This is a genomic window from Thiococcus pfennigii, assembly GCF_016583835.1.
Lineage (GTDB): Bacteria > Pseudomonadota > Gammaproteobacteria > Chromatiales > Chromatiaceae > Thiococcus > Thiococcus pfennigii.
Genome location: NZ_NRRW01000022.1, coordinates 20,884 through 33,733 on the forward strand (window position 1 = coordinate 20,884; position 12,850 = coordinate 33,733).

Annotated in this window: 5 protein-coding genes; 4 read left to right on the forward strand and 1 reads right to left on the reverse strand. The window is 69.6% G+C overall.

The genetic code is table 11. The annotated features are described in order from the left end of the window. Positions 1–21: 21 nt before the first annotated feature. The 3 genes from CKO41_RS09255 to CKO41_RS09265 all read left to right on the forward strand — a co-directional run bounded on the left by CKO41_RS09255 (position 22) and on the right by CKO41_RS09265 (position 7,368). Positions 22–1,473, forward strand: coding sequence for a TrkH family potassium uptake protein (locus CKO41_RS09255; RefSeq protein ID WP_200251669.1), 1,452 nt, complete (start codon positions 22–24; stop codon positions 1,471–1,473). Positions 1,474–1,860: 387 nt separating this feature from the next. Next, positions 1,861–2,568, forward strand: coding sequence for a PilZ domain-containing protein (locus CKO41_RS09260; RefSeq protein WP_200381920.1), 708 nt, complete (start codon positions 1,861–1,863; stop codon positions 2,566–2,568). A gap of 438 nt (positions 2,569–3,006) precedes the next feature. Beyond that, positions 3,007–7,368 (forward strand): response regulator, encoded by a 4,362-nt coding sequence (locus CKO41_RS09265; protein ID WP_200381922.1) that lies wholly within the window; start codon positions 3,007–3,009, stop codon positions 7,366–7,368. A gap of 1,043 nt (positions 7,369–8,411) precedes the next feature. On the opposite strand, the gene CKO41_RS09270 is transcribed toward CKO41_RS09265, so the two are convergent. After that, the gene (locus CKO41_RS09270) at positions 8,412–9,704 is read right to left on the reverse strand and encodes a transposase (RefSeq protein WP_200381924.1); all 1,293 of its coding nucleotides are present in this window, start codon (positions 9,702–9,704) and stop codon (positions 8,412–8,414) included. A gap of 464 nt (positions 9,705–10,168) precedes the next feature. Here CKO41_RS09270 and acnA point away from each other — a divergent pair, with 464 nt between their 5' ends. Further along, a complete protein-coding gene (gene acnA, locus CKO41_RS09275; protein WP_200381926.1) occupies positions 10,169–12,832 on the forward strand; it encodes an aconitate hydratase AcnA in 2,664 nt (887 codons plus the stop codon). The last annotated feature ends 18 nt before the right edge of the window (positions 12,833–12,850 follow it).

Genomic DNA, 12,850 nt, shown 5'->3' on the forward strand with positions numbered 1-12,850 from the left:
GCGACGGCGGCGCATCGAGCGATGAAGCTCCTGGCGGTACAGCGGGTGTTGGGCCTGCTGCTGGTGCTCTTCAGCGCCACCATGCTGCCCCCGCTCGCGGTCTCGCTCGGCTACCGCGACGGCGCCGCCCTCGCCTTCCTGTGGGCCTTCGCGACCATCCTCGCCGTCGGCCTGGCGGCCTGGCTGCCGGTCGCCCGTCACCGTCGCGAGCTGCGCCTGCGCGACGGCTTCCTCGTCGTCGCCCTGTTCTGGACCGTGCTCGGCCTCGGCGGGTCGCTGCCGCTCGTCTTCAGCACCGACCCCAGCCTGTCGGTCTCCGACGCGGTCTTCGAGTCCATGTCGGGCCTGACGACGACCGGGGCGACCGTCATCACCGGCCTCGACGGCCTGCCCCCGTCGATCCTCTACTACCGCCAACAACTCCAGTGGCTCGGCGGGATGGGGATCGTCGTGCTGGCCGTCGCCGTGCTGCCGATGCTCGGCGTCGGCGGCATGCAGCTCTACCGCGCCGAGATCCCCGGGCCGATGAAGGACACCAAACTCACGCCACGCATCACCGAGACGGCCAAGGCCCTCTGGTATATCTACCTCGGCCTCACCGTCGCCTGCGGGCTCGGCTATTGGCTGGCCGGCATGACCCCGTTCGACGCCGTCGGTCATGCCTTCTCGACGGTCGCGATCGGTGGCTTCTCCACCCACGATGCGAGCCTGGGTCACTTCGACAGCCCGGCGATCGAGGCGGTCGCGATCCTCTTCATGCTCATCTCGGGGGCCAACTTCGCGCTGCACTTCCTCGCCTGGCGGCGCCGCTCCCCACTGCTCTACTGGCAAGACGAGGAATTCCGCTTCTACCTCGCCCTGATGACGGCGGGCATCCTGCTCGTGACCGCGTCGCTCGCGCTGAGCGGCACCTATTCGACCTGGGGCGAATGGCTCGGCAAAGGGGTCTTCCAGACCGTCTCGATCGGCACGACGGCCGGCTTCACGACCGCCGAGTACTACGCCTGGCCGCCCTTCCCGGCCATCCTGCTGCTGCTCATGAGTTTCGTCGGCGGCTGCGCCGCCTCGACTGGCGGTGGGATCAAGGTCATCCGCTTCCTGCTGTTGATCAAGCAGGGGATCCGCGAGGTCGAGCGTCTGATCCACCCCAACGCGCAGATCCCAGTACGCATGGGCAGCCGCTCGGTCAACCACCGCGTGGTCGACGCCGTGTGGGGCTTCTTCTCGCTCTATGTCGCGAGCTTCGTGATGATGTACCTGGCCCTGACCGCCACGGGCCTCGACCTGATCACGGCCTTCTCGGCCGTCGCTGCCTGCATCAACAACCTCGGCCCCGGCCTGGCCGATGTCGGCCCCCACTATCAGGCCCTGCCCGATGCCGCCAAGTGGATCCTCTGCCTCGCGATGCTGCTCGGGCGCCTGGAGATCTTCACGCTGCTGGTGCTCTTCTCGCCGAGCTTCTGGCGCAATTGAGGCCGCGGGTGCGCGATCGCACCTTGCGGCAACGACAACCAGGCTTGGCACGCGGCAGCGGGAAGGGCGCCGGCGCGTTCCCGGCCAAGGGCATAGCCATCCGGCGCCATCTCCCATACTATCGCGTTCGGTCGCTGGTCTCGTCCGCGTCGCGGTGCCCAGCGCCCGCGCCTGACGATCCGCGTACGCCTCTGCCGTCCGCGGCCCGAACGGTCGCCGCATCGCCGGGCACCAACCAGAGATGCGCCTAGAAAATCCGCGACTTATTTTTGGCGTGATCCTTGCTTTCGCACTAGAGGGCGGTCCGAAGGATCACCGGACGTGCGGCCCGGGAAGGGACGCCCAGCCAATTCAGCTGAGGACGCCAGCTCAACGAGGACGAAGACCATGGGGAGCGACCCGCGCCGAACGGCCCAGACGCGCAACAGACGCTATCACCGTCGCCTGCCGATGACGACCGCGATGACCATCGCCTTCGGCGATGGCGAAACGCCGGTCACGATTCAGAACCTGGACATCTCCTGGGGAGGAATCCGCTTTGCCGTCGCCCGGGAGGCCATGCCGCCATGCGAGCATCTCTGGGTCAATTTCCCTTGGACGAAGGGCCGCATCTTCTCCGTCGAGGCCGAGGTCCTGCGCCGCGAGCCGCTCGAGGACGGACGCGACGCGGTGGCGGCGCGTTTCTGCCGCCTCTCCACGCGCGACCAGCAACGGCTCGACAAGTTGCTCGAGCTGCTGCACGGCGACGAACTGGACGAACGCAGCCACTCGCTGGTCCCCGTCCTCGAAGTGATGATGAGCGACGACGACGAGGTCCACCTCAAGCTCGCGGAACTCGCCGCCGGGCAGCTGACGGTGACCGTCTTCGAGACCTACGAGGTCAACCAGAGCATCCGCCTGGTCCTCGGCGGCGTCGGCGATCACCCGCCGCTGCGGCTGCGCGCGCGGGTCCTCGAAATCGGCATCGCGCCGACCGGCGAGGACTCGGCCTGGTTGATGTACAACCTCAAGCTGCGTTTCGAGCACCCGCCCGAGGAGTTGAAGGCCCTGGCGCACTCGCTCGAAAAGGGGCTCGCCAAACCGACCTACGGCTGACGCGGCCCCCGATGTCGGGTCACGCTGGGCTCGCACGCATGCCGGCGTTGCGGCACCCTGAAAGATGAAACGGGATGTCTCACGGTAAACCGACATCGGCCTTGGCGGGCAACGCGTAGCCGGCCGCCGGGTGACGCCCCGAGCGGCTATCCCGTCCGACTGCCGCCTTCAGGTTGAACGACACAAACCGGCCTACCCATCGCGGGCCGCCTCCGTCGCGCCCAACGCACATTGGTCGAAGGCCCCGCTGTCGGATTCGACCCCGCGAGCCGCCACGGGCAAGGTACAAGACGGCGGCGCCCTTTGATTCCGCCCGCCCGCGACCCACCATCGGCGTCGGGGCGCGAACGATGGCCGGACTTCGCCAGCCGCGCGGGCGACTCGAATCGCAGAAGAATCTTCTCGGCCCCGACGGGCCTAGACGCACAGGAACGCGACATGCGCCAGCGCGGCCTCTTTCCGCTGCTCGTCCTCATCTGCTCGATCCTGGCCCCGCCGGTCGCCGCGGCACACACCGAGGGCGTCGAGCAGCGGATCACGTTGACCCGGGAGGAGCGCGACTGGATCGCCACCCACCCCGACCTCGCGATCGCCGTGATGGACGCCTGGCCACCGCTCGACTTCGCCGCACCGAACGGCGAGCCGGCCGGCATCGGGGTCGATATCCTGCGCCTCCTTATCGAGCGGACCGGCCTCTCGGCGCGGATCCTCACCGGCCCCTTCCACGAGAACCTGGCCGCCGTGCGCGACGGGCGCCTCGCCGCCCTGATGGACGTCACGCCCCGCCAGGACCGCGAGGCGTTCCTGAACTTCACCGAGCCCTACCTGGTCGTGCCCCACGTCCTGATCGGGCGTGTCGACGGTCCCTACTATGCCAGCGAGGCGGACCTCGCCGGGCGCACCGTGGCGATCGAGAAGGGTTTCTACAGCGTCCACCATTTCCACGACAACCACCCCGAGGTGACCGTCGTCGAGTACCCGGACACGGCCGCCTGCCTGGCCGCCGTCTCCCGTGGCGACGCGGACGCCTATGCCGGCAACCGAGCCGTCGCCACCTACGTGATCGCCCGGGAGGTCCTCACCAACCTGCGGATCATGGGCCAGCTCGATCGCCCGGGCTCCGTGCTGGCCGTCGGCACGCGCAAGGACTGGCCCGAGCTCGCGGGCATCCTCGACAAGGCACTGGCGAGCCTGAGCCCGACCGAGACGCAGGCGATCCTGCGGCGCTGGACCGGCGAGGCGGCCGCCGAGACGCCGGTCGTGCTGAGCGACGAGGAACAGGCCTGGCTGGCAGCGCATCGCGATATCCGCGTCGGCGCCGACCCGGCCTGGCTGCCATTCGAGGCGCTCGACAAGCACGGCGGCTATCTGGGCGTGGTCTCGGAATACGTCGACTGGCTGAACGCCGAGCTCGGCATCGCGATGCGGCCGGTCGGGGGGATCACCTGGGCCCAGGTCCTGGAGAAGGCCCGGGCGGGCGGTGTCGACGTCATACCGGCCATCACGCCGTCACCGCAACGCGCGCAATACCTGCACTTCACGCGTCCCTACCTGAGGATGCCCGGGGTCCTGGTGACCCGCGAGGGGACCCCGTTCGTCGCCGGGCTGACCGATCTCGCCGGCAAACGCGTCGCCGTCGTCGAGGGCTACGTCACCCAGGAATACCTCGAGCGCGACTTCCCCGAGATCCAGATCGTCACCTGCCGGGCCCTGCGCGAGTGCCTCGCCGCCGTCGCCGGCGGTCGGGCCGAGGCGGCGTTCGACAACCTCGGCTCGATCCTCTACACGATCCGCGCCGAGGAGCTCTCGAGACTCCAGGTCGCGGCGACGACGACCTACAACTTCGAGCTCGCGTTCGCAGTCCGCCAGGATTGGCCGGAGCTCGTCGCCATCCTCGACAAGACCTTGGCGACGATCCCCAAGGCGACCCGCCAGTCCTTCTACGACCGTTGGGTCAACGCCCGCGTGCAATCACGGGTCGACTGGGGCGCGGTCTGGCGCATTGCCCTCCTGGTCGGCGGCCTGGCCGCCATCGTCCTCGTCGTGTTCGTGCGCTGGAACCGCCAGTTGGCCGCCGAGATCGCCGAGCGCAAAGAGGCCGAGGCCGCCGCCCTGGCCGCCGAGGCCAAGTTCCGCCGGCTCTTCAACGTGACGGCCATCCCGCTCTGCCAGGTCGACGCCGAGGGGGTCGTGCAGGAGATCAACCCGAAGTTCACCGAGGTCTTCGGCTACCGGCTGGCCGACATCCCGACCCTCGAGGACTGGTGGCGGCAGGCCTACCCCGACCCGGCCGATCGCGACCGGGCGCGCGCGGCCTGGACCACGGCCGTGCGCCGCGCCGCCGAGCGGCACGGCGAGATCGAATCGCTGGAATACCGCGTCACCTGCAAGGGCGGCGACACGCGCTCCGTATGCATCTCCGGGATGGCCTTCGAGGACCTCTGCCTGGCCACCTTCGTCGACGTCACCGAGGTCAGGCGCACCGAGGCCGAACTCCAGCAGCGGATCCGCGACCTCGACGCGGCCCAGACCCAGATGCTCGCGATGATGCGGGACCTCGACGCGGAGAAGGCCCGCGCCGAGGCCGCCACCCAGGCCAAGAGCGAATTCCTGGCCAACATGAGCCACGAGATCCGCACGCCGATGAACGCCGTGCTGGGCATGACCCACCTGGCCCTGGGCACGGCCCTGACCGAGAAACAACAGGACTACCTGCAGAAGATCGACACCTCGGCGAAGGCCCTGCTGCACATCATCGACGACATCCTCGACTACTCGAAGATCGAGGCCGGGCGGCTCGACATCGAGCGGGCCGAGCTCGACCTGGAGGAGGTCCTCGACCATCTCGCCCAGCTGATCCAGCCCCGGGCCGAGGAGAAGGGCCTCGAGCTGCTGCTGCGCATCGCGCCCGACGTCCCGCTCGCCTTGATCGGCGACCCGCTGCGACTGGGCCAGATCCTGATCAACCTGACCACCAACGCCGTCAAGTTCACCGACCGGGGCGAGATCGTCGTCGCCGTCGCACGGCTCGCGCAGACCCATGACCAGGTCGTGCTCGAGTTCACGGTCCGCGACACCGGCATCGGCCTGACCGACGAGCAGTGCGGCCGGCTCTTCCAGTCCTTCTCCCAGGCCGACACCTCGACCACCCGCCGCTACGGCGGCACCGGCCTCGGGCTCGCGATCAGCAAGCGCCTCGCCGAGTTGATGGGCGGAGAGATCGGCGTCGAGAGCCGCCTCGGCGCCGGCAGCACCTTCTGGTTCACGGCCCGGCTCGGCCTGCCGGCGCGGGCGAAGGACCCGGGCCGAGCCCTCGCCAGCGACCTCGCGGGGATGCCCGTACTGGTCGTCGACGACAACCGCACGGCCTGCGATATCCTCGCCGACGCCCTGACCAACATGGGCTTCGCGCCCGAGACGGCCTGCTCGGGCGCCGAGGCGATCGAGCGACTGGAGGCGGCCTTCGACGCGGGCCGGCCGTTCAAACTGGTCCTGATGGACTGGAAGATGCCCGGCATGGACGGCATCGAGACCGCGCAGCGCATCCGGCGGCACGGGCGCCTGCCCGAGATCCCGACCATCGTCATGGTCACGGCCTACGGTCGCGAGGAGGTCATGCACCGGGCCCAGGGCGCGGGTCTCGACGCCTTCCTCGTCAAACCGGTCAACCCCTCCGTCCTCTTCGATACCATCGTGGCCGCGCTCGGCCCCGCCGCCGCGCGGGAACTGCGCCCCGCCCGGGCCGCCCGCAAGACCCCCGACGGACTCCCCGGCATCCGCGGCGCCACGGTCCTGGTCGCCGAGGACAACGAGATCAACCAGCAGGTCGCCCGCGAACTCCTCGAAGAGGTCGGCCTGCGCGTGGACATCGCCGCCGACGGGCAGCAGGCCCTCGAGCGGGTCCGCGCCCGGCGCTACGACGCCGTCCTGATGGACATCCAGATGCCGGTCATGGACGGCCTCGCCGCGGCCCGCGCGATCCGCGGCCTCCCCGGCGGCGCCGACCTGCCGATCATCGCGATGACCGCCCACGCGATGGCCGGCGATCGCGAGAAGACCCTCGCCGCCGGGATGAACGACCACATCACCAAGCCGGTCGATCCCGTCGACCTCTTCAGCGCCCTGGTGCGCTGGATCCCGTCCGGGGAGCGCCCCGCGGACGGTGCGCCGCCGCCCAGGCGGGCGTCGCGCCCCGCCGCGGACCTGCCCGAGCTACCCGGCTACGAGGTCGACGCAGCGCTCGCGCGCCTCGCCGGCAACGTCCGCCTCTACCGCCGGCTGCTCGCCGAGTTCGCCCGCAGCCACGCCGATGCCGCCGACCGGTTGCGCACCGCACTCGATCGAGGCCAGCGCGAGGGCGCCGAGCGACTGGCGCACACCCTCAAGGGTGTCGCCGGCAGCCTCGGCCACCGCCGCCTCCAGGAGGCGGCGGCCGCGCTCGAGGCGGGGCTGCGCGAGGCGGCGACCGACCTCGAAGGACGGCTCGCCGCCTTCGCCCTGGCCCTCGGGTCGGCCGTGGCGGCGGCGCGGCCGCTGATGGACGCCGAGGCGAGCGCCGCGCACGACGCCGCCACCGCCAGCGAGCCGGCCCGGCTGCGGGCGGCCCTCCTGGCGCTTGCACCCGAGGTCCAGGCGCGGCGGGCGAAGGGCTGCCGCGAGGCCATCGCGGCCGTGCGCGCCCTGTCCTGGCCGCCGCCGCTCGTCGACGACATCCAGGAAATCGCCCGCCTGATCGGCAAATACCGCTTCAAGGAGGCCGAACCCCTCGTCGCGGCGCTGCTCGTGCGCCTCGACGACTAGCGGGGCCCGCTGGCGGGCGAGCGCGGATCGCCGGCAAGCCGGCGCCTACCGAGGCACGGCACGCCCGGAGGCGGCTGTCGGGTTACGGCGCGCGCCGGGCGATTCTTCGTCGGCGACCGCCGTGGCAGCGCGCCTAACCCGACCTACGGGGCGTGCCGATGTCCACCGGGGCCGTAGGTCGGGTTAGCCCCTCAGGGCGTAACCCGACGGCCGGCGACGCGGCACCGGCCGAGGCTGCTGTTGGGTTACGGCGCGCGCAACCTGTCTCTTCTCAGCGACCGCCGTGCAGGCGCACCTAACCCGACCTACGGGGCGTGCCGATGTCCACCGGGGCCGTAGGTCGGGTTAGCCCCTCAGGGGCGTAACCCGACGGCCGGCGACGCGGCACCGGCCGAGGCTGCTGTTGGGTTACGGCGCGCGCAACCTGTCTCTTCTCAGCGACCGCCGTGCAGGCGCACCTAACCCAACCTACGGGGCGTGCCGATGTCCACCGGGGCCGTAGGTCGGGTTAGCCCCGCAGGGGCGTAACCCGACAGCCGGCGACGCGGCACCGGCCGAGGCTGCTGTTGGGTTACGGCGCGCGCAACCTGTCTCTTCTCAGCGACCGCCGTGCAGGCGCACCTAACCCAACCTCTCATAAGCCAAGCAAATCAATATATTTAATGTCCCCACCCCCTCAGCCCGCACGAAAACGTTGGTCGATTCTGATAAGTTCCTCTTATCACAAACGAGCCATTGCCTTCGTGCAATCTGCGCGTTCACACGGGCTGGTCGGCCTTTCCGGATAGGCACCCATGGGGTTAACCAAACCTCTCACATGGGATGTCCGCACGGGGGCGGCATCAGAACAGTTTCATGGGGCAAGTGGCCCATGGGCTATCCCGGGCGCCGCCTCGAGGACTACGTTGGAGCCTGCACAGCGGCTTGAGGTTGGGTCGGAGGTCGACGCCGGGGAAAGACCGGTGATGCCCGTGTGGGATCTGCGCTTACATCGACATGGCCGAGGTCTCCTGTGGCTGCCGTTGCGGGGTCGCCTCAGCGCCTTACGCACCGGCGACGGCGGAAAGATTGAACAATTTGTCGGTGCTGAAACGCCTTCCATGGGCCTGGTGCCAGAGTCCCTTGGCGAGCTTGCGCATCAGCTCGACCACCTGCTTGCCCTTGATCGCACCGGGACGCGCGGTCTTGGCCTGGAACCAGCGGGCGACTACCGGGTCGTGGGCAATCAGGCGCAACGCGGCGAAATAAAGGTAGAACCGCGCCAGCGAGGGACCGCGCTTGGTGATCGCCAAGCGTCCCCGGTGAGTGCCGCTGCTGTGCTCCTTGAGATTGAGCCCGAGCGCCTTGCAGTAGCTGCGGGCATCGGGATAGTCCAGCGGACTGCCTTGACTGGCCACCAGCACCGCACTGGTGACGCGCCCGACCACCTCGGCCATGGGCGTGAGCGCCGCATCGGCCTGCACCGCCTGCTCGATCGTCCGCTCGATGGTGCGCAGTTCCCGGTGGGTCTCAATCAGTCCCTTGGCCTGCCAGCGCAGCAGGGCGTCTTCCTCCACCACCGTGGGCTGCCCCAAGGTGGTGGCGGTACTGTCCAATAGCGCCGCGAGCGTCTCCTCGCGCAGGCCGGGGCGCCCGACCTGCTCCATCAAGGTCCGCGCCGCCGCCGCGTGGGCCTGAATCCGGGCCGGCCCGCCATAGCTGGCCAGCAGGTGGTGCAACGTGACGCTGTCGAGATCCAGGATCACCAAACTCTCCGGCCAATGCCGACTCAACAGCGCTTCGAGCCGGTTGAGATCGCCCTGGTAGCGCGCCTTGCACTGGCGCAGCTGACGCAGCTGACGCAGCTGACGCAGCTGACGCAGCTGCGCCGTCAGACCACGCCGGCGCGCGTCGGCTTGCACCCACGGCTGCGTGCGCCCCTGCAGGTGCAGCTCACCGATGATCTCCGCCGCCTTGGCATCGTGCAGGCTGGGCACCCCGTCAAACACCTCGGCGGCATCATGCACGCGCTTGGCGCTGACGCGGTAGACCGCGACCCCCAACGCCTGCAACTGCCCGCGCAGGGCATCCCCATAGGTCCCGCTCGACTCCATCACCGCCTCGACCCGAGCGGCGGCTTGCAACTGCGCGACGCCGGCCAGGAGCAGGCGCGTCTCCTGCGGATGCGGCCACTTGATGCGGGCGAGGATCTCCCCCGCACGCACCTGCAGGGTCGCCACGAAATCGTGCTTGGCGACATCAATCGCCAGCACGACTCGCTCTCCACCAACGCGCTGCGCCAACATCGACCAGTCCACCTGCTTGCACTCGATGCTGTGATACCTATGCTTACTCATGGGACACCTCCAACATCTCGGGTTACACCTTCAAGTCAAGCACTTGTTGGCCGAGCTATGAGGGTCCCTTTTTACTTTGTTATAACTGACTACGGGGCGTGCCGATGTCCACCGGGGCCGTAGGTCGGGTTAGCCCCGCAGGGGCGTAACCCGACAGCCGGCAACGCGCCGCCCGCGGAGGTTGTTGTCGGGCGACGGCGCGCCCCGGGCCGTTGCTTCTTGGCAGCCGCCGTGCCGGTGCGCCTCACCCGACCTGCGGGCCTGGCGGGCGGGCGCGGATCGCCGGCAGGCCGGCGCCTACCGGGGCACGGCACGCCCGGAGGCGGCAACCCGCTCGTGGGGCGGGCGTCTCCGCCCGCGCGCATTGCAGGGGAATTATTGCGGTGCAGCAGATGCGCACGACGCCCGGTCCCGATAAAATCGGGCGATTGTCTTCAATACCGACAGCAAGGCGGGGTCGTCGCATGCCCAACAGTTTCCAAGCCAAATCCACCCTCTCGGTCGCCGGCCACGCGTTCGAGATCTATCGCCTCGACGCCGTCCCCGGCAGCGCCCGGCTCCCCTACTCGCTGAAGATCCTGCTGGAGAATCTGCTGCGCTGCGAGGACGGGGTCACGGTCACCCGCGAGGACATCGCCGCCCTGGCCGCCTGGGATCCGCAGGCCGAGCCGTCGCGCGAGATCCAGTTCCGCCCGGCGCGGGTGCTGATGCAGGACTTCACCGGCGTGCCGGCCGTGGTCGACCTGGCGGCGATGCGCGACGCGATGCGCGACCTCGGCGGCGACCCGAGCCGAATCAACCCGCTCCAACCCGTCGAGCTCGTCATCGACCACTCGGTGCAGGTCGACTACTTCGGCAGCGACCTGGCCTTCGCCAAGAACGCCGAGATCGAGTTCGCGCGCAACCAGGAGCGTTACAAGTTCCTCAAGTGGGGCCAAAACGCCCTGGAGGGCTTCAAGGTGGTGCCGCCGGACACCGGCATCGTCCACCAGGTGAACGTCGAGTACCTGGCCCGCGTCGTGTTCCCCAAGCCGCTCGACGGCACCACCCAGGCCTACTTCGACACCTGTGTGGGCACCGACTCGCACACGACCATGGTCAACGGCATCGGCGTCCTCGGCTGGGGCGTCGGCGGCATCGAGGCCGAGGCCTCGATGCTCGGCCAGCCGGTGTCGATGCTCGTGCCCAAGGTCGTCGGCTTCCGCCTGACCGGCCAGCTCGAGCCCGGCGTCACGGCGACCGATCTGGTCCTGACGATCGTCGAGCGGCTGCGCCAGCACGGGGTCGTCGGCAAGTTCGTCGAGTTCTATGGCCCGGCGATCGGCGCCCTGCCGATGGGCGAGCGCGCGACCATCGCCAACATGGGCCCCGAGTACGGCGCCACCTGCGGCCTGTTCCCGATCGACCAGGTGACGCTCGACTACCTGCGCCTGACCGGTCGTGCGGAGGCGCAGATCGCCCTCGTCGAGGCCTACGCGAAGGCCCAGGGCGTCTTCCACACGGCCGAGGCGGTCGAGGCCGACTACTCGGAGACGCTGGAGCTCGACCTGAGCGAGGTGGTCCCGTCGCTCGCCGGGCCGAAGCGCCCGCAGGACCGCGTGCCGCTGACCGAGATGGCCAAGCACTTCCCGCAGGCCCTCGCGGCGCTCAAGAAGGAGCGCAACATCCCGGACAAGGGGCCGGCCAAGGCGGTCATCGACGGCCGCGAGGTCGAGATCGGGGACGGCTCGATCGTCGTCGCCGCGATCACCTCCTGCACCAACACCTCGAACCCGAGCGTGATGATCGCCGCCGGACTTCTCGCGCAAAAGGCCGCCGCCCGCGGCCTGCGCTCGGCCCCCTGGGTCAAGACCTCGCTCGGCCCGGGCTCGATGGCAGTGACCCGCTACCTGGAGGGCGCCGGCCTGATGGAGCCGCTGAAGCAACTCGGCTTCCACAACGTCGGCTACGGCTGCACCGTCTGCATCGGCAACACCGGGCCCCTGCCCGAGCCGGTCTCGCAGGCCATCGCCGAGAAGGACCTGTGCGCCGTCTCGATCCTCTCGGGCAACCGAAACTTCGAGGGCCGCGTCCACGCCGAGGTGCGGATGAACTACCTGGCGAGCCCGCCGCTGGTCGTCGCCTACGCGCTCGCCGGGCGCATCGACATCGACCCCTACGAGGATCCGCTCGCCACCGATCCGCAAGGCCGGCCCGTCTATCTGCGCGACCTCTGGCCGAGCGAGGCCGAGATCAACCGGGCGATCGCCGAGCACGTCACCGCCGCCGAGTTCACCGAGTCCTACGCCAACGTCTTCGTCGGCGATGCGCGCTGGCAGGGCCTCGACGCCCCGCACAGCCAGACCTACGACTGGCCGGAATCGACCTACATCCGCAAGCCGCCCTACTTCGATCGTATGACCCTCGAGGTCGGCGCGGTCGGCGACATCACCGGGGCCCGCTGTCTCGCCCGCCTCGGCGACTCGATCACGACCGACCACATCTCGCCGGCCGGCTCGATCAAGCCGACGACCCCGGCGGGTCAGTACCTGATCGAGCACGGCGTCGCGCAGAAGGACTTCAACAGCCTCGGCTCGCGGCGCGGCAACCACGAGGTGATGATGCGCGGCACCTTCGCCAACATCCGCCTGCGCAACCTGATGGCCCCGGGCACCGAGGGCGGCATCACGCGCCACCTACCCTCGGGCGAGCAGATGAGCATCTACGACGCGGCGATGCGCTACCAGGCCGAGGGCGTCCCGGCCATCGTCATCGCCGGCAAGGAGTACGGCTCGGGCTCCTCGCGCGACTGGGCGGCGAAGGGCCCGCGGCTCCTCGGCGTGCGTGCCGTCATCGCCGAGAGCTACGAGCGCATCCACCGCACCAACCTGGTCTGCATGGGCGTGCTGCCGCTCCAGTTCCTGCCCGGCGAGACGGCCGAGACGCTGGGGCTGACCGGCGAGGAGGTCTTCGACATCGTCGGCCTCGAGGACGGGCGGGCCAAGGCCGTCGAGGTCCGCGCCCAGGCGGGCGATGGCGCGGTCAAGACCTTCCGCGCCAAGGTCCGCATCGACACGCCGAACGAGGTCGACTACTTCCGCCACGGCGGCATCCTGCAATTCGTCTTGCGCAAGCTGGCGACCGCCTGATGTCACGACAGGAGACGA